Raw genomic sequence first — 25,499 nt, 5'->3', positions numbered from 1 at the left:
TGAGGCATCCCCGGTAGCGTCCTCTTCCGGGGATACGCACACTGGGGAGTACACAGGGGGGTCGAAATTGAGCGTACGCAACGGGGTTGCGCATGAGCGCGCCGCCACCATTCGTCAGCTGCGTATCCGTGTGGTGAAACCTGCCGAGCTGGATGAATCGGAGATCAACTCCTGGCGGGAACTGCGGGCCCGTTCGGGCGCGCCCGCCAACCCGTTCATGGAACCCGAATTCACCCGTGCGGTGGGCCGGGTCAGCCCGGCCGCCCGGGTGGCCGTCCTGTCCCGGGACGGGGAGCCGGCCGGATTCTTCCCGTACGAGCGCGGACCGCTCGGCCACGGCCGGGCGATAGGTTTCGGCGTCTCCGACTGCCAGGGCGCGATCATGGCGCCCGGCCTGGACATCACCGCCCGGGAACTGCTCCAGGTGTGCGGACTGTCCACCTGGGAGTACGACAACCTCGAAGCGGGCCAGGACCTGTTCATCCCCTCGGCGGCCGAACGCTTCGAGGCCCCGGTCACGGACATCGGCGACGGCTTCGCGGCGTACGAGAAGTGGCTGCGGGCCGAATCGCCCAAGTTCCTCAAGTCCACTCTCGCCAAGGAGCGCCGGCTCGGGCGCCGGGAGGGCGAGGTGCGCTTCGTCCTCGACGAGCGTGATCCCGAGCGGCTGCGCACGCTCACCGGGTGGAAGTCCGCGCAGTACCGCAGGACCGGCCGCCGCGACCGCTTCGCCAAGGAGTGGATCTCCGGCCTGGTGAAACGGCTCCACGAGGAGCGTTCCCCCGGCTGCTCCGGGTCGCTCTCCGTGCTGTACGCGGGGGACCGGCCCGTCGCCGCGCACTTCGGACTGCGCTCCCGGACCGTGCTGTGCTGCTGGTTCCCGGCGTACGACATCGAGTTCGCCCGCTACTCGCCCGGGCTCATCCTGCATCTGCGCATGCTGGAGGCCGCCGCGGCCGACGGGATCCGTATGTTCGACTTCGGCCGGGGCGACGCCGTCTACAAGGACGCCTTCAAGACCGGCGGGCTGGAGGTCTACGAGGGCTTCTCCTCCCGTCCCGGACCGGGGGCCGCGATCCAGTGGGTGGCCCGTGAGCCCGCGAGACGCGCCCATGGATTCGTGCGCGACCGGCCGCGTCTCGCCCACTGCGCGAGGCAGACGCTGAACGGGCTGGGCAAGCTGCGCGGCCACTGACGCCCGGGGCCGCCCGGCCGTGCGACGACCGGTCAGGCGCCCATTCGATACAAGGAACCCGATGAACACCCAACCACCGAAGCCGGGCCCGATCCACGTCGCCCAGCTCGATCTGGACGGCCCCGACGGCGAGGTGCTGTCCTTCGGCCCCGCGCTGGGGGCCGGCCCGGCCATCACCGGCGGTGACGTCTACACCCTGGTGCGGATCGGGGGCCGCCCGGTCGCCACGGTCGTCAGCCGTGTCCCGCCCGGCAAGTCACCCGCCGACGCGGTCGCCGCCGACGCCCGCGCCCGGCTGGCCCGTACGGGGACACCCGACCCGGGCGGCGTCCGGGCCGTCCCGCCGCGCACCAGCGTCGTGGTCGCGACCCGTGAGCGTGCCGACCAGCTCGCCCGTGCGCTGGACTCGCTGCTCGCCCAGGACCACCCGGACTTCGAGATCGTCGTCGTCGACAACGCGCCCGTGACGAGCGCCACGGAGGACCTGGTCGGGAACAAGTACGCGGCGCGGGGCGTGCGCTATGTGCGCGAGGCCGTGCCGGGGCTCGCGATCGCGCACAACCGGGGGGTCGCGGTCGCGGCCGGCGAGATCGTGGCGTTCACGGACGACGACGTGGTCGCCGACCCCAACTGGCTCACCGCCCTCACCGCACCCTTCGCCGCCGACCCGGGGCTCGGCTGCACCACCGGACTGATCCTGCCCGCGCAGCTCGGGACGCCCGCGCAGATCCTGCTGGAGAGCCACGGCGGCTTCGCGAAGGGCTTCACGCCCAGGACGTACGACCCGGCGGACCCGCCCGCCGACGAGCCGCTGTTCCCGTTCACGGCGGGCAGCTTCGGCTCCGGCGCGAACATGGCGTTCCGCGCCTCGGTGATCCGGGCCGTCGGCGGCTTCGACCCGGCGACCGGCACGGGCACCCCCGCCAGGGGCGGCGACGATCTGTACGCGTTCGTCAGCGTGCTGGCGGCGGGCCACCGGCTGCGCTACAGCCCGGACGCCCTGGTCTGGCACCACCACCGCGAGACCTGGAAGGACCTCACCAACCAGGCGTACGGATACGGCGCCGGTCTCACCGCGTATCTGACGGCGACGCTGGTCCGGCGCCCGGCGCTGCTGCCCGCGCTGCTGCGGCGGCTGCCCGGCGGTCTGGCGCGTGCCCGGGCCATCACCGCCAGCAGGGACTCCGGCGGGGCGGCCGTGCCCGGGGCCCATGGCGCGCAGGACTACCCCTGGCCGCGCCATCTCTCCCGGCTGGAGCGGCGGGGGATGCTGGCCGGGCCCATCGGCTATGTGAAGGCACGCCGCAAGGTCCGTGGCGTACGTCTGCCGTGGAACACGGAGTCGACGTGAGCGGGGCGGATATGAGCGGTGCGGGCGGGAGCGTGAGCGGGACCGGAGGGACCGGGGCCGGGGAAAGCGGCGGTACCGGTACGGGCGGGACCGGGGCCACGGGAGCCGGTGGGACGTCCGGGACCGGGGCAGGGACCGGAGCAGGTGGGGCGACCGCGCCCTCCGGCCTCTCCAGCCCCACCATTCCCGTACTGCTCTACCACTGCGTCGTGGACGACCCGCCTGCCTGGATCGCCGAGTTCTCGGTCACCCCCCGGGCCTTCCGTCAGCAGCTCGACGCGATCGTGGGCAGCGGGCGCACCCCGGTCACGGTCAGCGCGCTCGTCGACCATCTGACGGGCAGCGCCCCGCTGCCCGTCCGGCCCGTGGTGATCACCTTCGACGACGGGTTCGCCGATCTGCCGGGACCGACCGCCGAACTGCTCGCCGAGCGCTCGATCGTGTCGACCGCGTATCTCACCACCGGGGCCATCACACCGGGCCGGACCAGTCTGCTGCCGCCCGCGCCGATGATGACGCTCTCGCAGGTGCCGCTGCTGGAGCAGTACGGCATGGAGATCGGCACGCACACGATCACCCACGCCCAGCTGGACACCCTGAAGGCGGCCGAGCTGCGCCGGGAGCTGCGCGAGCCCAAGGACGTACTGGAGGATGTGCTCGGCCATGAGGTCGCGCATCTGGCGTACCCGCACGGCTACAACAGCCGGGGCGTGCGCAGGGCCGCGTTCCGCGAGGGGTACGCCTCGGCGGTCGCGGTGCGGCACGCGCTGAGTTCACAGACGGACGAGATGTACCGCATCGCCCGGCTCATCGTCCGCCGTACCCATACGGTGGCGGACGTCGAGGGGTGGATGGAGGGCCGGGGGGCGAGGGTCGCGCCGTTCCGCGACGCGCTTCCGACGGTCGGATGGCGGTGGTACCGGCGTGCTCGCGCGACGGTCAAGGGCCCGCGCTTCGCGGGATAGGTCAGGAGACCAAGGTGCAAGAGAGTCCCCGTCGGGACGGAAGTGACGGTTCCGACACTCCGCCGGAGGACCGGCGGCCCACGCCGGGCGGCGAGACCATGCGGCTTCCCGTCCTGGGCGGCGGCACCCGTGCCCGTACGGGCACGGGCAAGGGCGGCGGTCGCACGGATACCGGCGGTACGGGCGGTGGCGGCACCGCCGGTACGGGCACGGCGGGTGCGTCCGGCACGGGCAGGACCTCCGGTGACGGCCGTCGCGGGAAGGCGGCCGGCACGGCGGGCGCGGACGGCGCCGCCGGACGCGGTGCGGACTCGGGCAGCACCCGGGGGCGCCTCGCGAAGAAGGGCGGCTCCGGTACGGGAGACACCACCGCGACCGGCAGCGGTACGGGCACCTCCGGCACCGGGTCCGGGTCCGGTGGTGGCGGTGTCGGTGGCGGTCGCGGTGGCGGGACCAACGGCAGCGAGACCATGAAGCTGCGCGTGCCCCCGCAGCTCACGACCCTCGCCGAGGGCCCAGCCGCTCCCCCGGAGACCGCCACCACCGCCACCGACGGGACCGCGAGCACCGACGCGACAGCAGGGACCGGCAGACGTCGCGGCCCTCAGCGGAAGGGGCTCATCCCCCCCGGTCTGTTCCAGGGCGATCTGCTGCTGTCCTGGCTGCCGCTGGCGGTGGCCGTCGTCCTGTGGCTGGTGTCGCTGCCGTTCGTCGGCCACCGGACCATGGGCGACTACGGCCTCCTGGACCGGATGCCCATCACCTTCTACCTCGCGCTCGCCGTTCTGACCTGCGGCTTCCTGCTGAGTCTGCGCCGGGCGGGCACGGCCTACTGGTGGCCCGCCGCCTACTGCGTCGGCCTGCTGTTCGCCCTGAAGGCCGTACCGGCGGTCCTGTACGACGCCGTGCGCTACCCGTGGGCCTCCAAACACGACGCGGTCATCAACCAGCTGCTGCTGAACGGTGAGCTGAACCCGTACCGCGAGCAGTCCGGCAACATGGGCGCGTACGAGCAGTGGCCCGGCTTCTTCTCCCTCAACGCCGCCATGGTGCGGGTCTTCGGGGTCGAGAGCGCCGCCGCGTACGTCAACTGGGCGCCGATCGTCCTCGGTCTGCTGATGATGCCGGTGCTGGTCGTGATCTACCGCACCTTCACCGACGACTGGCGGCTGGTCTGGGTCGGCGTCTGGATCTTCCAGGCCGCCAACTGGGTCGGCCAGGACTATCTCGCCCCCCAGGGTTTCACCTTCCTGCTGCATCTGACCGTGCTGGCCGTGGTGCTGCGCCACTTCGTGCTGCCCGGCTCGGCGGGACCGCTGCGCGACCGCACCCTGCTCGACCCGGTGGCGGCGCCCGTACCGCCGCCGACGACCGTGCGCCAGCGGGCCGTCTGTATCGCGATCCTCGTACCGCTGATCTTCGCGATCAACGCATCCCACCAGCTGACCCCGGTCATGCTCTGTGTCTCGCTGGTCGCGCTGATGCTCACCCGCCGCTACCGCAACTGGGGTCTGCTGGCGACCGCCGTCGTCATCATGCTGTTCTGGGACCTGACCATGGGCCGCCCGCTGTTCATGGAGACACTGGGCACCCTGAAGGACTCGATCGGCCGGCTGATGGAGAACTCCCGCGCGGGATACGCCGGAGAACTCACCGGCCCCGGGCCCGAGCTGGCCGGGCGCGCCAACATCATCATGGTGCTGTCGGTGGCGCTCCTCGCCGGGATCGCGCTGCTCGCGCGCCGCAAGCTGATCCGGAGCGCGCTGCCGCTGCTGCTGGTGTCGGCGGCGCCGGTGCCGCTGTTCGCCGTCAACGACTACGGCGGCGAGATGCTGTTCCGCGTCTATCTCTTCGGGCTGCCCGGCGCCGCGTTCTTCGCCGCCGCCGCGCTCGTACCGGCCGCGGCCGGTATGGCGGGGGCCGCGGCCGGGACCCCCGGCAACCGCAGACGTACCGGCCGGGCGGACACCCGGACCAGGGTCACCGCGATCGCGCTGCCGGTCGTCCTGGTGGCGCTGGTGGCGGGCTTCATGCCGTCGTACTACGGCAAGGAGAAGATGTACTACACGCCTCCGGCGGAGACGGCCATGGTCACCCGTGCCATCGACCGGGCCCCCAAGGACGCGCTCATCCTCGCCACGACCGGCTCCTTCCCGCAGGCCCTGCACCGCTACGAGAAGGTCGAGCACTGGTTCTTCGCCGAGCAGGAACTGCCGGAGAACGAGAAGATGCTCAGGGACCCGGCGAAATACCTGGCCGACGGGATCCCGAGCGGGGTCCCCGCGGCGATCGTCATCCTCACCCGCACCCAGGACGTCTACAGCGCGGGCGAGGGGCTGCTGCCACCCGGCGGCTTCGACGAGCTGCGCGAGAAACTGGAGGCGTCGCCGCTGTTCGAGGTGATCGAGGACCATCCGTACGGAGTCGTACTGGAATACCGGCCGGCCGGTGCCGCCGGATCCCGAAGTGGGGGAACCTCCTGATGAAGAAGGTCGACGAGACCCGGCTCAGAATCATCATGGCGGCGTCCGGATGGGTGGCGCTCACGGCGACCGTGCTGCCCGGGGGCTGGCCGCTGCGCTGGATTCCGGCACTGCTGTTCCTCTTCTTCGGGCCCGGCCTGGCCGTACTCCTGCCCCGGCCGGAAGGGCTGCGGGAGGGTGCCCGGCTGGAGGTGTGGGCGCTGGCCGCACCGCTCAGCCTCTCCCTCGGGGTACTGACCGCGACCGTGCTCTTCCTGCTGGAGGTGTTTTCGGCGACGGCGTTCCTGGTGCCGCTCGCCCTGATCACGACCGTGGCGGCGTTTCTGCCCGGCTTCCCGCTTCCCGCTGCCCTGCCCGGCGCCGCCGAGCGGGTCAAACGCAAACACGCGGACGTCGGTTGATGACGAGGCACCGCGCCGGGCCCAGGCGGCTGTACGCCGCCGTCCTGGTCGCGATGGCCCTGTTCATCGCCGGAATCGGCGTCTGGGCGGGCGGTTTCGGGGGCAAGGGCGACGAGGACCTTCCCAAGAACGCGGCCTCCGGCTCCCTGCCGACGGGGCCCTGCGCACCGGACGACAAGCTGGCGCCGGAGTGCGGGGCGTGGTGGGGGGCGTACATCCCGTACGACGAGAAGGGCTCCCTCACCGCGCCGGTGTACGCCTTCGAGAAGAAGATCGGCCGGAAGCTCGACCTCGTCTACACGTACCACGACATGTCGGGCAACGATCTCGACGGGAAGCTGCTCACCGACGACGAGCAGGAGCTGGGCCGCGACCGCATGCTGATGCTGGCGTGGGAGTCCACGGTGTGGACCGAACCGCACCACGAGAACTACACGGAGACACAGCTCGGCTGGAAGAACATCGCCTCCGGCCAGTACGACGAGGAGATCATCGACCCGCAGATCCGCCGGATCAAGGCGTACGGCAAGCGGGTCTTCTTCTCCTTCGACCAGGAGGTCGACGCCCGGATCAAGGAGGGCGCGGGCACGCCCGCCGAGTATGTCGCCGCGTACCGGCATCTGTACGAACGTTTCCAGAAGCTCGGCGCCGACAATGTGGTGTGGGTGTGGACGGTCTCCGGCTATCTCGGCAGCGCGGACGAGATGAAGCAGCTGTATCCGGGTGACGAGTACGTCGACTGGATCGGCATGGACCAGTACAACTACTACGGCTGCCACAACACCGACAACTGGAAGGACTTCGAGGCGAGCCAGCGCCCCACGTACGACTGGCTGCTGGAGAACATCTCCGACAAGAAGCCCCTGATGATGGCGGAATTCGCGACGGCGCCGGATCTGGAGGACCCCGACCGCCAGTACCACTGGTACAAGGAGATTCCCTCGGTCATCGGCTCCATGCCCAGGGTGAAGGCGATGGTGCACTGGAACCGGGCGACGTCGGAGGAGAAGCGATGCGACCTCACGGTGAATGAGGGCCCGGCGCTGAAGGGGTATCGCGAGGCGGGCGAGTCCCGCTACTTCCACCAACGCGTTCCTACCCGCTGACCCCGGCGGGGCTCTGCCAACGGGTGGGGGTGCCCCGTTGCCCGTGTCTGCGCCCCCGCCCGGGGCCCGGGTTCGTCCTCAATCGCGGGACGGGCTGGGTTTCTGCGGGTTTGGGTGGCATTTTCAGCCTCGCCGGCGTTTGAGGCGGGGGCGCTGCGCGTTGCTTGTGGGGTGGGGGTGCCCCGTTGCGCGTGTCTGCGCCCCCGCCCGGGGCCCGGGTTCGTCCTCAATCGCCGGACGGGCTGGGTTTCTCCGGGCTCGGGTGGCATAACTCAGCCTCGCCGGCGTTTGAGGCGCGGATCCGCGTCCGGCTGGCGAGGTGGCGGCACACCAAGTACCGAGCCCCGCCGGCGTTTGAGGCGCGGGGTGCCCGGGGCCGTCGCCCGGAGAGTTACTTCCGGCGGGACCACCACACCGTCACCCCGTACAGCACCGCGAACCCCGCGAACACCGGCAGCGCCCCCGCCGCCATCGCGTCCTGGGCCGCCCAGCCCGCCACCGCGAGGACCCAGACCACGATGGCCGTGATCTGCTCGTCCGCGCCCAGCTTCCGCAGGGTCACCGCAGCGAGGCCGAGGCAGAGGACCTGAAGGACCACGGGCAGGGCCCGCAGAATGCTCGACGGGCTCTCCAGCCCCGCCGCCGCGGCGAGGAAGTCCCCGAGCGCCCTCGTCCCCGCGTCCCCGGCCTGGTCGAGATGGAGCCCGAGCAGCAGCGGCCCGGTGTACAGCGCGGCCACCGTCACCACGAGGATCGAGCCGACCAGTACGGGCCTGGGCCGCTGGAGCGCGACGGCGGCGCAGTACGCGATGACGAGGAGGATGCCCGCGGTCAGGCTCACCGGCGGCAGCGCGCCGATCAGTTCCCCGCCGAGCAGACTCGCCCGGCCCAGATCCTCCGCGCGCGAGAGCGGCACCCAGAACAGCCCGGCCGCCAGCCCCAGCACCAGCCAGAGCCAGACGGTCAGCCGGTCCTCGTCGGCGGCCGGCTCAGCCGCCGGGCGTTCGGGCGCCCGATCCGGCGGTACGAAGACGGGGATGCCGAACGCCGGGGTCGCCGTGTCGTGCCCGCTCCAGACATACGCGGCGGTGCCGTACTCCTGCTCGTCCCTGGCGAGCCGCTCTCGCCGCTCCGCCGCCTTCCGGGCCCAGTTGGTGCCGTACTCGATCTCCTTCTCGGGACCCCGGGCCACCAGCCGGGCCCACAGCTTCGACGGCTCCGGCTCCCGCCCCGAGAGCGCGGCCCGCAGTCCGGGCACGCACACCAGGGCCATCAGAATCATCGACAGCAGCATCGCCCAGCCCGCGCCGGAGATCCCGGTGGGTCCGAACAGCACAGCGGCGCTGCCCAGGACGAGGGTGCACATCGCACCCTGCACGAGGGCGAGCATCCCCGTACGCCCCTGGACGCGCAGTACGCCGATGTACAGCTCGACGGCGACCCTCGGCAGCGCGGCGGCGGCCAGCAGCCGCAGCACGGTGGAGCTGTTGTCGGCGTACGCGGACCCGAACGGCGCGAGGATCAGCGGCGCGAACACCACCAGCACCAGCACCACGGGGACCAGCAGCAGCGTCATCCGACGCAGGGCACCCCGTACGCCCGCCGCCAGTGTCTCGGGGCTGTGGGAGGCGTGCGCGGTCAGCGACGAGGCCATGTTCATGGCCATGAACTCCATCGTGCCGCCGACGGTGTACGCGATGTAGAAGTAGCCGTTCTGCGTGGCGTCGAACTGCACGGCGACCATCACCGGCAGCAGATTGATCATTGCCATGGAGAACAGCGCGCCGAACGAGTCCCCGACCAGGAACCGTCCGACCTCCTTCATCCGCGGCGGCTCGCGGTCACGGTCGGCCGCGGCCTGCTGCGGGATCAGCCGGCGGAAGATCAGCCAGGCGAGCGGCACGATCGACAGCGCCATGGCGAGCGCCCAGGAGACGAAGATGCCGAGCACCGGAAGCGCGCTCGCGAACACGGCGAGCAGGACGAGCTTGCCGACGGAGAACACGGCGTTGCCGATCGGCACCCAGAACGCCTTGCGCAGTCCGGTGAGCACCCCGTCCTGGAGGGTGAGCAGCGCCCAGGCGACACAGGCGGCGGCGAAGCACAGTCCCGGCCACAGCCCGCGGAGCGGCTCGTACGAGGGTCCCCACAGGTCGAGCGTCAGCAGGAAGACGACCGAGGCCACGAGGACGACGGCGGAACTGAAGAGATAGGTGCGCCACACGAGCGGCCCGGTGGTGCGGCCGGCGCGCGGTACGTAGCGCACCACCGCGCCGATCATCGTGGTCGCGGTGATGGACGCGAGCAGCCGCATCGCGGCGATGGCCGCGGAGCCCTCGCCGACGGCGTCCTTGGTGTAGTAGCGGGCGGCGACGAGCCAGAAGCCGAGGCCGAGGGCGGCGGAGACCCCGGTGGAGAGCATCAGCGCATAGGCGTTGCGGAACAGGGAGTCCTGGCCGTGATCGGCGCCGTCGCCGTCCGGACTGTTCCCCTCCGTTCCGTCTCCCCCCGGCTCGTCCGTCGCGGGGGCCCCGGGCGCCCCGGGGGACGCGGCCGACTCGGGGAGCTTGCGCAGGCGAGTGGTGTCCGCCGACTCGGGCAGCTTGCGCAGCCGGGTCGTCTCGATATCAGACACTGTTCCCGTCCTGGGCGGTCGGGACCGCCCTCAGTTCCATGGTGTGGTGCTCGTCGCCGGGCCCCTGATGCCGTGGGGCGTGCCGGCCGGTTCCCGGCTGCGCGGGAGGCGTGCTCCCGTCGCGTCGCTGCCGCACGATCGGGTCCACGCGGTGTGCGGGGTCCACCAGACCCATGAGCCGGTCCAGTTCCGCGCGGCCCTGCCGGGCCTGGTCGTGCGGCGCCCCGCCCTGCGGAACCTGATCCTGCTGTGCCCGGTCCTGCCGAACCTGATCCTGCTGTGCCTGGCTCTGCTCCGTCCGGTTCCGCTGTACGGGGTGCCCGGGGCCCTGCGGGAGCCGGCTCTGCTGTGCGCGCAGCCGTTCGGCGCGGTGATCGGCACGGTGTTCGCCGTACGCGGCTCCCTGGACGTGGATCGTCCGGGAGGAGCGGGTCTGCTGGAGGGGCACCCCCGGCATCTCCGGCACCATCGGCGTTCCCAGCACGCCCGGCATTCCCGGGACTCCGGCGGCTGTGCCGGGCCGGAAGGGCGGCGCGGGCAGGACGTCGGACCCGTCGAGGACGGCCAGTATCCGGTCGGCCTTCAACGGGTCGCAGGGCAGCGTATGGCGCCCGAACCAGGCGGCGGCCTGGGGCAGGGGCGAGGGGTCGGTGAAGTACTCACCGGCGTAGTCGTCGAGCGGCGGGTCGTACAGATAACCGGTGACGATCCGGTGCCGGGCGAGCAGGGCCCTGGCCGCGTCCCGGTCCTCGACCAGCAGCGGCACCTGGAACAGCGGCTGTACGGGCCCCGGCCGAGGTATCGCCCAGCGGGAGGCCAGCAGCTTGCGGGTGCCCTCCCGGTAGGCGCCCAGCCGGGCGTCCAGCTCGGCCAGCTTCCGTTCGGTCCGTCGCAGCCGCAGCGGGCCCGGCCGCTGGCGGTAGTCGTGCATGTCGACGCGGACCCAGGAGTTGAAGCCGCTCAGCGAGGGCGCGGTCGGCAGGGCGCGGCGAAGCTCCTCCGGGCGCAGTGCCATCCGGATGTCCTCGCGCTCCTCCATACCGAGGCGCCTCATGACGGCGCGGGCCGCCGGGGCGAGCCGCAGCCCCCGCACGGTCGCCTCGGCGTACGGGCGTACCCCGTAGACGAGCTCCGACAGCAGACCGCCGGGTTCGAGGAGTTCGTCACGGGCGTGTTCCAGCGGGCGGCGCAGCGCGGGGTCGGCGAGGGCGAGTATGCCCCCGCTCTTGGCGCCGGCGTGCTTGCCGAGGCTGAAGCCGGCCGCGTCCCCGAAGGTGCCGACGGGCCGTCCGCCGATCTCGGTGCCGATGGCGTGGGCGCAGTCCTCCAGCAGCGGTATGCCCAGCAGATGGCAGCGTGAGCGCAGTTCGAGGACCGGGTCGGGGTTCCCGTACAGATTGGTGGTCAGAACGGCGGAGAGGCCGTGCCAGACGGACTCGGGCACGGCGTCGACGTCGATCGAGCCGTCCTCGGGACGCAGGGGGGCCATCACAGGACGCAGTCCCGCGGCGAGGGCCACGAAGAAGATCACGTCGTCGTTGACGGGTGACATCAGCACCCGTCCGCCCGGTCTGCACCAGTGGCGCATGGCCAGCCAGAGGGCGATCCGGCCCGACGGCACATAAAGACATTCTCTGCCCAGCCGTTCACGCATCAGCTGTTCCAGCGCTGTGTACGCGGACGGCCGGCCCTCCCCGAGAGCCATAGTCGTTCCCCCCACTCACCCCGTGCTCAAATGTGGACCAAACCGGACTGCCCCGTCAATGACGGGAAGGGGCCTGTTCCGTAACGGAACAGACCCCCCGAGCCGTTCCGGCGGTGCCCCGGATCACTCGTCCAGCGTCAGCCCTTTCCGCAACGTGACCAGCGTACGGGCGAGGAGACGGGAGACATGCATCTGTGAGATTCCCAGCTCCTCGCCGATCTCCGACTGCGTCATATTGGCGACGAAACGAAGGGAGAGAATTTTACGGTCCCGTGGGGGGAGACCCGCGATCAGTGGCTTGAGGGACTCGACGTACTCGATGCCCTCCAGGCCGTGGTCCTCGTACCCGATGCGGTCGGCGAGCGCTCCGGAGGAGCCGTCGTCGCCCTCGTCGTGCTGGGCGTCCAGGGAACTGGCGGTGTACGCGTTGGCCGCGGCCATGCCCTCGACGACCTCGTCGCGTTCGATGCCGAGGTGCTCGGCCAGTTCGCCGACGGTGGGGGAGCGGTCCAGGCGCTGGGACAGCTCGTCCCCGGCCTTCGCCAGGTCCAGCCGCAGTTCCTGGAGTCTGCGGGGAACCCGGACCGACCAGCTGGTGTCCCGGAAGAAGCGCTTGATCTCGCCGATGATGGTCGGCATCGCGAACGTGGGGAACTCGACACCCCGGCTGAGTTCGAAGCGGTCGATCGCCTTGATGAGGCCGATGGTGCCGACCTGGACGATGTCCTCCATCGGCTCGCTGCGGGAGCGGAAGCGGGAGGCGGCGAACTTGACGAGCGCGAGATTCAGCTCGACGAGCGTGTTGCGGACGTAGGCGTGCTCGTGGGTGCCTTCTTCGAGGCGCTCCAGCCGGGCGAAGAGTGTCTTCGACAGGGCGCGCGCGTCCAGCGGTCCCACCTCGCCGAAGGGGGGAATCGGCGGCAGTTCGTCCGGGATCGGCAGTTCGTCCGGGAACGGAGGGTGCTCCTCCGTGAGTGGGGGCAGTACCTCCAGGACGGGGGCGGCGGGTGTGCGGTCTGACGGTGCCGACGGCGCGGTGGTGGGGGTACGCGGTGCGTCGAGCCGGGGTGACATGGTCTCCTCCATCGTTCTCGGCATATGGCTGCCGATGCCCATACTTCAGCTGCGGTGAGCGGCGCCTCCAAAGCCGGCCGTGGGTCTGCTGTCCCGTCGTGGTCGTGGTCCTAACAAGCCCTACCCGTTTCCCCCGGCCGGAAGCAAGTTCCAATTGTCGGCCATGTCCCTTTTGTTGAGCTGTTCCGGTGGCTGTGGACCGTGCGGAAGGCGTAATGTTCGACGGACGTCACAGCTCTCTGGACAGCCGTGCGCCGAACGGGTCGCGCGGTCGGAAACCTGGCGAAACCCAGCAAAAACCCAGTGAAACCCAGCGAAAACTCGGCGAGAAGGGTGCGGGCATGGACGGCGCGACGGCCGGCAGCGTGAATCAGGGCCGCCTTCGGGTCGAGGTTCGGACCGAAGGCCACAGTGAGGTGCTTCAGCCGGCGGGTGAACTCGATCACCATACGGCGGATCTGCTGCGGGTGCCCCTGGAGGCGGCTCTCGAAGCGGGCCGCTCCCGGCTGGTCGTCGACTGCTCCCGGCTGGAATTCTGCGACTCGACCGGACTCAATGTGCTGCTCTCCGCGCGGCTGAGCGCCGAGGCGGCCGGAGGCGGGGTCCATCTGGCCGGGATGCAGCCCGTGGTGGCGAGGGTGCTGGAGATCACCGGGGCGGAAGCGGTGTTCACCGTGCACGAGAGCGTCGAAGCGGCGCTGGCCGTCTGATGCCCGGCCCCGAGGTCACCCGAGGCGCACCTTCGCACGGTCTGTCCCCACCGTCCTGAGCGGTCCCGGACGGGGCGCCGGGGACATCCCGGACGGGGCCCGGGGGCAGGAGCAGTCCAAGGCGGTTTCCGCTGGGTTTTCCGTTGTCGGCGAAGGTGAGTGTTGTCACTGATCCGTGGGGCAGGAGAACTCCCACAGGTCCCGCGCGGAACGCCGGTCGTCGGGCACTCTGAGTACGGGAACCGGAGCAGTGGTGCAGACGTGTGAAAGCCGGGAACTCAACGGGAACTCAAGCGGGGACCTCAACGGGGCGTCGGAGCGGTGGCGAGCCGGTGAGCGTGCAGACAGAAAACTGGCGAACTGGTGATTCGGTGAGGTGAAGCGCTGATGAGCACCACCCGGCAGCAGCCGGGCGACCTCGGTCCTGAGCCGAACGGCGCCCCGGGCGGCGGTTCCTCCGCCGCCGCGCAGGCGCCCGCGTCGCACCGACCCGCCTCGACCGACCCCGCCCCGAGCGGCCCGGGTCCGACTGATCCCGCTTCGAGCGGCCCGGCTCCGACCGACACTGCCCCGAGTGGTCCGGCTCCGGGCGACCCTGTTTCGAGTGGTCCGGCTCCGGGCGGTCCTGCTTCGAGCGAGACCGCTGCGGGTCCGAGTGGTCCGGCCTCGACCGAGACCGCTGAAGGTCCGGGCGGTCCGGCTCCGGGCGACCCGGCCCGGGGCGACCGCGCACCGGCGGACCAGGCCCCCGGGGAGCCCGCCGCCCCCGATGCCGGGGCCCCGGGCCCCGCGCCGGCGGAGGGTCGCGGTCCCGCCTCCCACCCCGCCCCGCCCGGCCCCGCCCCGGCGGCCGTGGCCTCCCGCGGCCCCGTCCGCCGGCTCGGGCTGGCGAGCGCGAGCGGTATCGTCCCGCTCGCCCGTGACTTCACCCGGCAGGCGCTGTACGACTGGGGCTGGCTGCCCGCCGCCACGGCCGACCGCAGGGCCGCCGCCGAGGACGTCCTGCTGGTCGTCTCCGAACTGGTCACCAACGCCTGTCTGCACGCCGAGGGCCCCGAGGAGCTGAGGGTCGGCTGCGACGGCAAGGTGCTGCGCCTGGAGGTCACCGACCGCGGCACCGGGCAGCCCGCGCCGCGCACCCCGCACCGGGCGGGCCGCCCCGGCGGGCACGGCATGTTTATCGTGCAGCGGCTCTGTCTCGACTGGGGTGTCGTACGGGTCGCGGGCGCGCCCGGCAAGACCGTGTGGGCGGAACTGGCCGCGCCTTCGTGAGAAGACGCGGGCCGTCGTGTGACCGTCCGCGCCCGAATCCGTATCTCTTGTAGAGCACGTCAATAAGGCGTGCTCTTTGTCTTCCCTCCCCAAGGTCCCAGGCGTACCTTGAGCGCCCCGATCTGATGTGCCGTCAGTAAATGAACGGTGGGTCGCTCGGGCTCAGGGCAATGGATTCCGGCATGAGGGGAACTACGAGGTGAGGTACCGGAAACGGAAAGGTCTCGCGCTCGCGGCAGCGGTGGCGGGCCCGGTGGTGCTGATCGCCGCCCCGGCCGCGCAAGCCACCGTCGTGGACGTCAACTACCAGTGTCAGACCCCGATCGGCCCCAAGAGCGCGGTCTCGCCGATCGACATCAAGGCGGTCAGGAGCGGCAGCGGCTACAAGCTGACGATGTCCTTCCAGAAGGGCGTCTCCTCCAGCCCGGTGGCGCTGGGCAAGAACTCGATGACCCCCAGCGCGAAGATCAAACTGGGTGGTGCGGAGTCGGGTTCGGTCTCGGTCACCGGACCGCCCAACACGGAGCAGATCCCGGCCAACTCGCCCATCAAGATCAATGATCTGTCGGGCACCTACACCCCGTCGAAGAGCGGAAAGGTGACCTTCACGGCCGGGGTGCTCACCATCAAGGCGCTCGGCACGACGACGACGTGTACGCCGTCCAACAACCCGAAGCCGTCGCTCGAACTGGACGTCACGGGCTCCGGAGGCTCGGGCGGCTCCGGCTCCAACGGTGCTTCCGGCGGTTCGTCGGGCGACACCGGCGGTTCCGGCGGCGGCTCGTCGAGCGGCGGCGGCGAACTCCCGAAGACCGGCCCGCTGGACTCCGCCGTCGCGCTCGGCACGCTCGGCGGCACGGTACTGCTGACCGGGACGGCCGGAGTGCTCTGGCTGACCAGGCGCGGCGCCCGGCGTACCGCGGGCTGACCGTGCGGGCACGCCTCCTCGCGACCCTCGCCGCGCTGCCGCTGTGCGTGTTCGGGATGCCCTCGCCCGCCTTCGGCGCGCAGAGCCCGGCATGGACGGTGGAGCCCGCACCCGGCGGGGAACGCCCGTACATCTACGCGGAGGGAGTGCCCGGGACCGTGCTGGAGGACCGGCTCTCGGTGAGCAACCCGGGGAACCGGCCGCTGACCGTACGGCTCCGCCCGGCCGACGCGTACCACACGAGGACGGGCGCGCTCGCGGTGCGCGGCCCCGGCGAATCCGAGGGCGCGGGTACCTGGATCACCCCGGCGGTGACCTCCCTGACCGTTCCGCCCCGCACCCGCGCGGAGATCCCCTTCTCCATCACCATCCCTCCCGGGGCGGTCCCCGGCGACCACCCGGCGGCGCTGGCGGCCTGGGTGCCGGGCCCCGATCCGTCCGGAGCCGATCCGTCCGGCCCCGACCCGTCCGGAGCCGATCCGTCCGGAGCCGAACGGCCCGGAGGTGACACGGCCGAGACCGGAGGCGATACGGCCAAGGGCAGTGGGCCGGCGAAGAGCCGACCGGCGAGCGACAGCCCGGGGAACAACAGCAGGCACGGGAACAGCGGGCAGGGAGACAGCGGGGAGGGAGACAGCGCACCGGCGAGCGGCAGCCCGGCGAGCAGCGCGTCCGGCCGTGCCGCGGCCCCCGGCGGTTCCTCCGGCGAGAGTGCCTCCCGTGACGGCGCGTCCGGTGGCAGCGCCTCCCGCCCCTCCGCGCGTCCCCGGGAATCGGCCGTCCGTATCCACCTGAGGGTCTCCGGCCCCACGCTCGCCGCGCTCACCGTCGAGGATGTCTCCCATCGGGACGGCGTGATCCGCTACTCCCTCGTCAACCGCGGCAATACGGCCCTGAGGCCCCGGGTCACGATCACCGCCGACGGTCTCTTCGGCGAGGTCCTGCGCCGTACCCCCCGCGCGCTCCCGCCCGAACTCCTCCCCGCCCAGCGCGTCACCCTCACCGAGACCTGGCCGGACCCGCCGCTGCTGGACTCGGTCGAGATCGAGGTGGCCGCGACGGCGGGAGACGGCACCCGGGCCCGGGGGAGTGCCTCGGCGGCCTTCGTCCCCTGGCCGTGGGCGGCTCTCGCGGCCGGGCTCGCGGCGACGGCCGTGGCCGCGCTCCTGCTGCGGCGGCGCCCGCCCGGCCCCTCCGCCTCCCCGCCCTCTTCCCGCACCACCCCTGAACAGTCCGGCAGCGAACGGCATGTGGCGAGGTCAGGAGCATGACGATGTACGAGACCGGTACGCGCAGGACATCCGTACTGCTGCTGGTACTGCTGTCCCTGCTGCTCGTCGTCACGGCGGCCCTCACGCCCCCGGCGTCCGGGGCCGAGTCCGAGTCCGAGCCCGCGATCAGGCTCTCCCAGCCTCAGGCGGGCAAGGGCGGTGAGATCACCGTCAGCGGCAGCGGCTGGCGGCCGGACACCCTGCTCATGCTGCTGATCTGCGGGCAGAACATGATCGGCGGTACCGACAGCTGCGCCAACGCCGACGGACGGGCCGTCACCACCGACGCCCAGGGCTCCTTCAGCAAGAAGCTCCCGGTCGCCGAACCGCCCAAGCCGTGTCCCTGCGTGGTGCATGTGGCGACCGTGATGGGGGAACAGGCCGCCGTGGACGAGCCGTTCACCGTCGCCGGGCACCCCACCGCCCCGCTGCCCGAGCCGGCGGGCGGCGGAAAGCTCGCCGTACTCGCCACGACCCGCCTCGAAGGGGACTCGGGCGTCCTCGTCTTCTTCGGCGCACCGCCCTCCCGGCACATCGTCTTCACCGTCGGCAACCTCGGCACCACCCCGGTCGAGGACCCGGTCTTCCGGCTCGGCACCTCGCACGGCGTGTACGCGCCGCAGTGGGAGGAACAGCAGTGGCGCGGCACGATCCAGCCGGGGCGCAAGGCGCTGGTGAAGCTGCCCGTCGAGCTGGCGGCCGGGGCCCACGGCGACTACGAGATCTCGGTGAAGTACGGGGACAAGCTGATCGTGGCGCAGCCGTGGGGCGTGAGCCGGCCCTGGGGCGTCACCGTCTTCTGGGTGCTGCTGGCGATCGTCGTGCCCGCCGCCCTCTTCCGTATCGGCATGGCGGTCGTCGACCGGGTCCGCCCGGACCGGGGAGCGGCCGGACGGCGTACGGGCGGACGAGGGCGGACGGACGGACGGGGAGAGCGCCCCCGGGGGCGGGGTCCCAGGGGACAGAGCGCCGGAGGACAGGGCGCCAAGAGGGCGGGCCGTCATCGCACCCGGCCCGCCTTCCCCGAGGTCACCGTGAAGCTGCCCGCCCTGCTCGGCCGTTCCTCGTCTCCGGGCGGCCGGCCCGCAGACCCGGAGGGAGAGCGCGCCAGGACGGCGGCTCCCCCGGCCGGTACGACCCCCACGGCGGCTCTGCCGTGGTTCACCCCTGACTCCGCACCGTCAGAGAACCGACCCCCGACGAAGGGACATTCGTGAGCACGCAACGGAGGATGAGCGCGGCCGGAGTCGCGCTGATGCTCGGCGGCGCGGGAATCCTGCTGGCCGCGAGCCCCGCCCAGGCCGCCGAGGTCTCGTACGCGACGGAGTGCATTCCGCCGTCCATATCCGGTCTGCCACCCGTGCAGGGCACCACCAAGGCGCTGATCACGGCACCAGCCGAGGCCAAGGTGGGCGACGAGATCGAGGTCGTCTGGAAGACCGTCCAGGCCGCGTCCAAGAACCCGGACGTCCTCGATCTGGACAAGGACACCGTGAAACCGAGCGGGACCGTCAGGATCGGCGGTGCGGCGACCGGGGCGCTGAATGTCGAGGGCCCCCGCCAGAACCCGGCCATCCCGAAGAACAGCCCGATGATCCTTCCCGATATGAAGGGCAAGCTGAAGCTGGAGAAGGCGGGCGAGATCACGCTGACGCCGGACAAGTACACGATCAACGTCTCCAAGCCGATCTCGACGGACACCAAGTGCTCACCGAAGGAGGCCGTACCGGCCGCGGTGACGATCAAGGTGACCCAGGGCGGCGGGTCGACGACCGGTGGCGGCACGACCAGCGGTACCACCACCGGCACGACGAGCGGAACGACGAGCGGGACGACCACGAGCGGCGGCGGTACGACCAAGGGTGGTACGACCACCGGGGGCGGCGCGACCACGAACGGCGGTACGGCCACGAACGGCGCCTCCGGCGGTGGCAACGGCGGCGGGACCGACTTCCCCGGCAAGACCGTGCAGACCACCTACAGCTGCACCTCGCCCGGCCCGTCCAGCATCAAGGCCCCGATCACCGTCGACGCCAAGAAGAACGGCGGGTCCTACGACCTCACCGTCAAGACCGGCGACTCCGTCATGAACAGCCCGGCCCCGCTGCCCGCGGGCGCGATGAAGGGGTCCATGAACCTGGTGCTCGGCGGCGCGGACAAGGGCTCCGTCACGGTGGCGGGCCAGCCGAACAAGGACCCCATCGAGGCGGGCAAACCCGTCGGCATCGGGGAGCTGAAGGGGACGTACAAGCCGGGTGCGACCGGGAAGTCCACGCTCAGCCCCGGCAAGCTGACGATCGACGTCAACCTCGGCGGGCAGAAGATCGTCATCCCCTGCGAGGTGAAGGGCACGGCGGGCGTCTCGCTGGAGCTGGACACCGAGAAGCAGGAGGGCGGGGCGAGCGGCGGCTCGGACTCCGGCGGCGCGGGTGGCTCCGGTGAGGCCGGGGGCAGCGCGGGCGGTGCGAGCGGTGACGGCGGTCTCGCGGCCACCGGCGCCGAGGACGGCGGCGCGCTGCGGGCTCTCGGGCTGGTCGCCGGAACGGTGATCCTGCTGGGCGGCGCGGTCTTCACCTTCACACCGTGGGGCAGGCTGCGCGGCAGCCGCTGAGGGGCGGCCCCGTAGAAGGAGTACGCGATGTGACCCGGGTCCCGCCCCGGGGGTGGCCGCTCCCAGCCCGTCCGGCGTGCCCCGGGCCGGGCGTGGCCATTCCCAGCCCGTCCGGCGTTTGAGGACGGCCCTTGGCCGCGGGCTACCTGGGCTGGGTTGTGGTGCGTGGCCTGGGGTGGGGGTGCCTTGTTCAGCCTGTCCGGCGTTTGAGGACGGACGTTGGGCGCGGGTCACCCGGGCTGGGGTGCGGGGTATGTATTCGTGCCTGCCTGGCTGTATGTCGGGTGCGGGCGCCCTGGGCTGGTGCGCGGCCCGGGGCGGGGATGGCCATTGTCAGCCCGTCCGGCGTTTGAGGACGGCCCTTGGCCGCGGGCTACCTGGGCTGGGTTGTGGTGCGTGGCCTGGGGTGGGGGTGCCTTGTTCAGCCTGTCCGGCGTTTGAGGACGGACGTTGGGCGCGGGTCACCCGGGCTGGGGTGCGGGGCCGCCCGGGGCCGGGGTGGCCATTTCCAGCCCGTCCGGCGTTTGAGGACGGCCCCCCGCCCGGGGCGCCACCGCGCCCACGTCGCCCGCGCCCGATGACCGGCCCCCGCGCACGCGTCAGGAGATCAGTGCACGCCACCCATCAGGGGCTTCACCTTCCGCCGCCAGGCGAAGATCGCGACACCCGCGAGCGCGGCGACGATGCCCTGGCTCGCGAACCACGCCTGGGTGTCCGTCGGCGCTCCGATCAGCTGGAGCAGCGCGATGACCGAGTCACCGGCCGTGACGGCGAGGAACCAGACGCCCATCATCTGCGAGGCGTACTTCTCCGGCGCGAGCTTCGTCGTCAGCGACAGGCCGACCGGGGAGAGGCACAGCTCGCCGACGGTCTGGATGAAGTAGACCCCGACCAGCCACATCGGGGAGACCTTGGCGTCGCCCGCTGCCATGCCCTGCGCGATCATCATCACGCCGAAGGAGCCGCCGATCAGTACCAGCGCGGAGGCGAACTTCGAGAGGGTGCTCGGCTCCTTGCCGCGCCGGAACAGCGCGACCCACAGCCAGGCGAAGAGCGGCGCCAGCGCCATCACGAACAGCGGGTTCAGCGACTGGAACCAGCTCTCGGGGAAGCCGAACCCGAAGAGCGTCGACTGTGTGTCGTTCTTGGCGAAGAGCGACAGCGTCGAGCCGGTCTGGTCGTAGATCGCCCAGAACACGGCCGCGGCGACGAAGAACCAGATGTAGCCCGACATCCGGGACTGCTCGACCTGCGACAGATCCTTGTCCCGCTTGATCCGGATCAGGTACCACGCGGGCAGCACCAGTCCGAGGATCGTCAGCGGCCACAGCACCCAGTCGATGCCGAACGCCCCGGAGAGACCCACGACCGCGTACGCTGCGGCGGCCACGGCCAGCCAGATCAGCGCCTTCCTCACGATCGCCGTGCGCTCGGCGGTCGGCAGCGGGTCGGGGACCCGGCTGGACTCCTCGCTGAGGTGGCGGAAGCCCAGGAAGTAGAAGAGCAGACCGATCGCCATACCGACACCGGCCATCGCGAAGCCGAGGTGCCAGCTGACCTTCTGGCCGACCCAGCCGATGGTCAGCGGGGCCACGAAGGCACCGAGGTTGATGCCCATGTAGAAGATCGTGAAGCCGCCGTCCCGGCGGGGGTCGTTCTTGTCCGGGTAGAGATGGCCGACCATCGTGGAGATATTGGCCTTCAGCACACCGGAACCGGCCGCGATGAACGCCAGGCCGATGAAGAACGAGATCTCCGCGGGCACCGCGAGCATGAAGTGCCCGGCCATGATCACGACACCGGCGACGGCCGTCGCCTTGCGCGCGCCCCAGACGCGGTCGCCGAGCCAGCCGCCGGGCAGGGCGAGCAGGTACACCATGGCGTTGTAGACGGAGTAGATCGCGACCGCGGTCGCGTCCTTCATGCCGAGCCCGCCGTCGGCCACATTCGTGGCCAGGTAGAGCACGAGCAGAGCCCGCATGCCGTAGAAGCTGTAGCGCTCCCACATCTCGGTCATGAACAGATTGGCCAGGCCGCGGGGGTGGCCGAGGAAGGTCTTCCCGGCGGCGAGGCCGGCCGGGTCCTTCGTCAGGCTTGACGCCATGGTCGTTCCTTGCGTTCGGGACGCGCCGCCTTGTGAGCGGGGTACGCGCCCGGTGGGGGGTGACCGGCACCGGTGGGAGGACGCCCCGCCCCACGCCTGAGGGCTCGCTCCGGTCGTGGGGGCCGGAGTGGGGGACGTGTCCGCACCGGGATCCACGCCCCTCGCGCGAGACTGCGCTCGGGGCCCGGTCCACAGGTCATTCACTGTCGTCGGGGCCGGAACCGGCCCCACGCACAAAGAGAGACCCTCGGCTGCTGCCGGCAGGCCGAAGGGTCTCCGTGTAGTGCTACAGGCGTACTGGTCACCATACGCCACAACACATCGGGAGAAGAATGCATATGAGATGTGAATCACAGGAATTTCTGGAACGAGAACCTTGATTCGAAGGTCGGATTGCTGCTCGCGCCTGGAACCCGCAGGGGTTGTGGATCACGCACCAGTGCGTACCTCTTGCGGACTACCATCACCCCATGACCCGTGTACTGCTCGCCGAGGACGACGCATCCATCTCGGAGCCGCTGGCCCGCGCACTGCGCCGGGAGGGCTACGAGGTCGAGGTGCGCGAGGACGGTCCCGCAGCACTGGACGCCGGGCTCGCGGGCGGCGTCGACCTGGTGGTCCTGGATCTCGGGCTGCCCGGAATGGACGGTCTGGAGGTGGCCCGGCGTCTGCGCGCGGACGGCCACACCGTGCCGATCCTGGTGCTGACCGCCCGGGCCGACGAGGTCGACACCGTGGTGGGGCTCGACGCCGGGGCGGACGACTATGTCACCAAGCCCTTCCGGCTGGCGGAGCTGCTGGCCCGGGTCCGCGCGCTGCTGCGGCGCGGGGCGACGGAGCCGGCTCCCGCGCCCGCGACCCACGGCGTCCGTATCGACGTCGAGTCCCACCGCGCGTGGATGGGCGAGGAGGAGCTCCAGCTCACCGCCAAGGAGTTCGACCTGCTGCGGGTCCTGGTACGGGACGCGGGGCGGGTCGTCACCCGTGACCAGCTGATGCGCGAGGTCTGGGACACGACGTGGTGGTCCTCCACCAAGACCCTGGACATGCACATCTCCTGGCTCCGCAAGAAGCTCGGCGACGACGCGGCGAATCCGCGGTTTATCGCGACGGTACGGGGGGTTGGGTTCCGCTTCGAGAAGAGCTAGGCCCTGGGGCGGGCGGCGGTCTGGTTCCTCGTGTGGTGATCGTTTCCCGGGGGTCGGGCCCTGGGGGTGCCGGTGGCCTCGGCGGTGACTGTTGCCCGGGGGCGGGGTCCGTCCTCAAGCGCCGGACGGGCTGGATCGGGGTGGCCGTCGCCCCGGAGGCGGGGCCGTCCTCAAACGCCGGACGGGCTGGGTGCTCGGCCGACGGGCTTGGTGGTCGGCGGACGGGCTCCGTTGGTGGCGGACGGGCTTCGTCGGTCGGTCGGCGGGCTGGATCGGGTGGTCGTTGGCGGGGGGCCGGAGCGCATAAGCTCGGCGCGTCCCCACCCCCCGCCCGGAGGGCACCTTGCGTCGACGACTCATCAACTCCACGCTCGCCGTCGTCCTCGTCGTGATCGCCGTCTTCGGCGTCTCCCTGGTGATCGTCGAGACCCGCACCATCTCCAGCAGCGCCGAGCAGTCCGTCGAGTCCGAGGCCGTGCATCTCGCCAGCATCGTGGACAGGAAGATGATCGACGGCGAACCGATCAGCCCCGACATCCTGGCGCAGGAGACCGGCACCAAGAAGTACGCCCTGATCGTGATCCCCGGGCAGCCGTCCGTCGAGGTCGGCAAGAAGCCGCGCGGAGGAGTGATCAAGGGGGAGGCCAGGGGCGAGGAGGGCGCCGTGGTCACCGTGGAGGAGTCCCACTCCGTGATCACCGACGAGGTCGGCAGAAGCCTCCTGATCATCGGTGGGGTCGCCCTGCTCGCGGTCATCGCCGCCGTCGTGCTCGCCGTCCGCCAGGCCAACCGCCTCGGCTCCCCCCTCACCGACCTCGCCGAGACCGCGGAACGCCTCGGCTCCGGCGACCCCCGCCCCCGGCACCGGCGGTACGGGGTCCCCGAGCTGGACCGGGTCGCCGATGTACTCGACGCCAGCGCCGAGCGGATCGCGCGGATGCTCACCGCCGAGCGTCGGCTCGCCGCGGACGCCTCGCACCAGCTCCGTACGCCCCTGACAGCCCTCTCCATGCGCCTGGAGGAGATCTCGGCGACCGACGACCCGGACACCGTCAAGGAGGAGGCCAGCATCGCCCTGACCCAGGTGGAGCGGCTCACGGATGTGGTGGAGCGGCTGCTCACCAATTCCCGGGACCCCCGCACCGGCTCCGCGATCGTCTTCGACCTCGACGAGGTCGTGAAGCAGCAGATCGAGGAGTGGCGCCCGGCCTACCGCAGCGCGGGCCGCGCGGTCGTCCGCTCGGGACGGCAGGGGATGCGGGCGGTCGGCACCCCGGGCGCCGTCGCGCAGGTGCTCGCCGCGCTGATCGAGAACTCCCTGATGCACGGCGGCGGCACGGTCGCCATCCGTACCCGTGTCACCGGCAACCAGGCGGTCATCGAGGTGACCGACGAGGGGCCGGGCGTCCCGGCGGACCTCGGTGCGCGGATTTTCGAGCGGACCATCAGCGGCCGCAACTCCACCGGGATCGGGCTGGCGGTGGCCCGTGATCTGGCGGAGGCGGACGGCGGACGGCTGGAACTGCTTCAGCAGCACCCGCCCGTGTTCGCGCTGTTTCTGAGCCGGGTGGCCCGCAAGCGCAAGGACCAGCCGCCGCCCGTCAGATAGTTCAGCGGTTCGGATCGTTCAGCGGTTCGGATCGTTCAAAGCTTCCGAGCGTTCCGTCAGTCCAGGCAGCTCAGGCAGTTCAGCGTTCTGACAGCTCAGACGTCTGTGACAGTGCGGAGTTCCACACGTCCGGACAGTCATGTCCGGCCGGCCGGACGGCCATGGCGTCGTCGGCCTGGCCGCCACAGCGCGGCCCGTCAGCGGCGCGGCCCCACCCGGTCCACCTCGGCACGGTCCCGGTCCGAGTCCCGGTCCGGGCGCTGTTCCCGGCCCCGGTCCCCGCCCCGGTGCTGGTCCCCGTCCAGGTCCCCGTGTTGATCTCCGTGGCGGTCCCGCTCTCGGAACGACTCCGCCGTCCGTACCGCCTCCGGTGCCGGAAGTGCCTGGAAGACCCAGGTGCGGTACGACCAGAAGCGGAACAGCGTCGCCACGCCGATCCCGAGGAACTTGAAGAAGTTGCTCTGGAGCGTGCTGTCCCAGCCGAATCCGTAGGTCGCCGCGTACAGGATGCCGTTCTCGATCACCAGGCCGACCATGCTGAACAGCAGGAACAGCGTGAGTTCCCGGGTACGCCCGCTCTTGTCGCGGTCACGGTAGGTGAAGTACCGGTACCCCAGGTAATTGAAGACGATGGCGACGGCATTGGCCACCAGGGACGCCCGGACCACGGGTACCTCGGTGGTGGCTCGTACCAGATTGAAGACCGCGAGATTGACGAAGACCCCAGCGCCCCCGACCGCCCCGAACTTGGCGAATTCGCGGGTCAGTTGCTTGAGCTGCCCGCGCAAAGCCCCGCCTCGTTCACTCATAGTGAGGGTTCAGTCCCATCTGCTCGACAGCTCTATTCCGGTCATGCTATCCAGCGGTCACCACACTCGCCTGGGGGACATCGACGACAGTGGTCGACAGTGGTAACGGAGCGTACGGCTCC

General features: G+C 71.3%; 17 protein-coding genes and 2 pseudogenes. 14 read left to right on the top strand and 5 right to left on the bottom strand.

The annotated features are described in order from the left end of the window. The first annotated feature begins 118 nt into the window (after positions 1-118). The 6 genes from ACIBCM_RS29805 to ACIBCM_RS29780 all read left to right on the top strand — a co-directional run bounded on the left by ACIBCM_RS29805 (position 119) and on the right by ACIBCM_RS29780 (position 7,501). A complete protein-coding gene (locus tag ACIBCM_RS29805; RefSeq protein ID WP_399248646.1) occupies positions 119-1,195 on the top strand; it encodes a GNAT family N-acetyltransferase in 1,077 nt (358 codons plus the stop codon). Positions 1,196-1,256: 61 nt separating this feature from the next. Further along, complete coding sequence (locus tag ACIBCM_RS29800; protein ID WP_399248558.1) at positions 1,257-2,546, top strand: glycosyltransferase; 1,290 nt, start codon at positions 1,257-1,259, stop codon at positions 2,544-2,546. 209 nt (positions 2,547-2,755) lie between these two features. Beyond that, on the top strand, positions 2,756-3,511 hold the full coding sequence (locus ACIBCM_RS29795) for a polysaccharide deacetylase family protein (RefSeq protein WP_399248556.1): 756 nt from the start codon (positions 2,756-2,758) through the stop codon (positions 3,509-3,511). A gap of 14 nt (positions 3,512-3,525) precedes the next feature. Next, positions 3,526-5,994, top strand: a complete 2,469-nt coding sequence (locus tag ACIBCM_RS29790) for a hypothetical protein (protein ID WP_399248554.1) — start codon at positions 3,526-3,528, stop codon at positions 5,992-5,994. Further along, on the top strand, positions 5,994-6,395 hold the full coding sequence (locus ACIBCM_RS29785) for a hypothetical protein (protein WP_399248552.1): 402 nt from the start codon (positions 5,994-5,996) through the stop codon (positions 6,393-6,395). The genes ACIBCM_RS29790 and ACIBCM_RS29785 overlap by 1 nt, the downstream gene beginning before the upstream one ends. Next, a complete protein-coding gene (locus ACIBCM_RS29780) occupies positions 6,395-7,501 on the top strand; it encodes a glycoside hydrolase family 26 protein (protein ID WP_399248550.1) in 1,107 nt (368 codons plus the stop codon). Before ACIBCM_RS29785 ends, ACIBCM_RS29780 begins: the two co-directional genes overlap by 1 nt. Positions 7,502-7,892: 391 nt before the next feature. Here the strand turns inward: ACIBCM_RS29780 and ACIBCM_RS29775 are convergent, their stop codons facing one another. From ACIBCM_RS29775 to ACIBCM_RS29765, 3 genes and pseudogenes are all read right to left on the bottom strand, one after another. Continuing rightward, positions 7,893-10,136: a lipopolysaccharide biosynthesis protein gene (locus tag ACIBCM_RS29775; RefSeq protein ID WP_399248548.1), complete on the bottom strand. Its 2,244-nt coding sequence runs from the start codon at positions 10,134-10,136 to the stop codon at positions 7,893-7,895. Positions 10,137-10,632: 496 nt separating this feature from the next. Further along, positions 10,633-11,790 (bottom strand): annotated as a pseudogene (locus ACIBCM_RS29770) (DegT/DnrJ/EryC1/StrS family aminotransferase); the annotation flags it as partial. 174 nt (positions 11,791-11,964) lie between these two features. Next, on the bottom strand, positions 11,965-12,915 hold the full coding sequence (locus ACIBCM_RS29765) for an RNA polymerase sigma factor SigF (protein WP_399248644.1): 951 nt from the start codon (positions 12,913-12,915) through the stop codon (positions 11,965-11,967). 341 nt (positions 12,916-13,256) lie between these two features. Here ACIBCM_RS29765 and ACIBCM_RS29760 point away from each other — a divergent pair, with 341 nt between their 5' ends. The 6 genes and pseudogenes from ACIBCM_RS29760 to ACIBCM_RS29735 all read left to right on the top strand — a co-directional run bounded on the left by ACIBCM_RS29760 (position 13,257) and on the right by ACIBCM_RS29735 (position 19,707). Beyond that, the gene (locus tag ACIBCM_RS29760; protein ID WP_399248546.1) at positions 13,257-13,625 is read left to right on the top strand and encodes an STAS domain-containing protein; all 369 of its coding nucleotides are present in this window, start codon (positions 13,257-13,259) and stop codon (positions 13,623-13,625) included. Positions 13,626-14,405: 780 nt separating this feature from the next. Beyond that, positions 14,406-14,897: pseudogene (locus ACIBCM_RS29755) on the top strand (ATP-binding protein); the annotation flags it as partial. Positions 14,898-15,096: 199 nt separating this feature from the next. Beyond that, complete coding sequence (locus ACIBCM_RS29750; protein ID WP_399248544.1) at positions 15,097-15,825, top strand: peptidase; 729 nt, start codon at positions 15,097-15,099, stop codon at positions 15,823-15,825. 2 nt (positions 15,826-15,827) lie between these two features. Continuing rightward, the gene (locus tag ACIBCM_RS29745) at positions 15,828-17,096 is read left to right on the top strand and encodes a hypothetical protein (protein ID WP_399248542.1); all 1,269 of its coding nucleotides are present in this window, start codon (positions 15,828-15,830) and stop codon (positions 17,094-17,096) included. Further along, entirely contained in the window at positions 17,093-18,313 is a 1,221-nt protein-coding gene (locus ACIBCM_RS29740; protein WP_399248540.1) for a neocarzinostatin apoprotein domain-containing protein, read from the top strand. The genes ACIBCM_RS29745 and ACIBCM_RS29740 overlap by 4 nt, the downstream gene beginning before the upstream one ends. 14 nt (positions 18,314-18,327) lie before the next feature. Then, positions 18,328-19,707, top strand: coding sequence for a hypothetical protein (locus ACIBCM_RS29735; protein WP_399248642.1), 1,380 nt, complete (start codon positions 18,328-18,330; stop codon positions 19,705-19,707). A 607-nt stretch (positions 19,708-20,314) separates the two neighbouring features. On the opposite strand, the gene ACIBCM_RS29730 is transcribed toward ACIBCM_RS29735, so the two are convergent. After that, the gene (locus ACIBCM_RS29730; RefSeq protein ID WP_399248538.1) at positions 20,315-21,811 is read right to left on the bottom strand and encodes a peptide MFS transporter; all 1,497 of its coding nucleotides are present in this window, start codon (positions 21,809-21,811) and stop codon (positions 20,315-20,317) included. Between the two features lie 470 nt (positions 21,812-22,281). On the opposite strand from ACIBCM_RS29730, the gene ACIBCM_RS29725 reads away from it, so the two are divergent. Next, on the top strand, positions 22,282-22,959 hold the full coding sequence (locus ACIBCM_RS29725) for a response regulator transcription factor (RefSeq protein WP_399248536.1): 678 nt from the start codon (positions 22,282-22,284) through the stop codon (positions 22,957-22,959). A 343-nt stretch (positions 22,960-23,302) separates the two neighbouring features. After that, positions 23,303-24,568: an ATP-binding protein gene (locus tag ACIBCM_RS29720; RefSeq protein WP_399248534.1), complete on the top strand. Its 1,266-nt coding sequence runs from the start codon at positions 23,303-23,305 to the stop codon at positions 24,566-24,568. Between the two features lie 197 nt (positions 24,569-24,765). Here ACIBCM_RS29720 and ACIBCM_RS29715 read toward each other — a convergent pair whose 3' ends face one another. Beyond that, positions 24,766-25,377: a GtrA family protein gene (locus ACIBCM_RS29715; RefSeq protein ID WP_399248532.1), complete on the bottom strand. Its 612-nt coding sequence runs from the start codon at positions 25,375-25,377 to the stop codon at positions 24,766-24,768. Positions 25,378-25,499: the final 122 nt, after the last annotated feature.

Origin of the sequence: Streptomyces sp. NPDC051018 (assembly GCF_044456085.1) — a bacterium.
In the GTDB taxonomy this organism is placed as follows: domain Bacteria; phylum Actinomycetota; class Actinomycetes; order Streptomycetales; family Streptomycetaceae; genus Streptomyces.
Note: the sequence above shows the minus strand (reverse complement) of the source record. Positions and strands in the feature narration are given on the sequence as shown.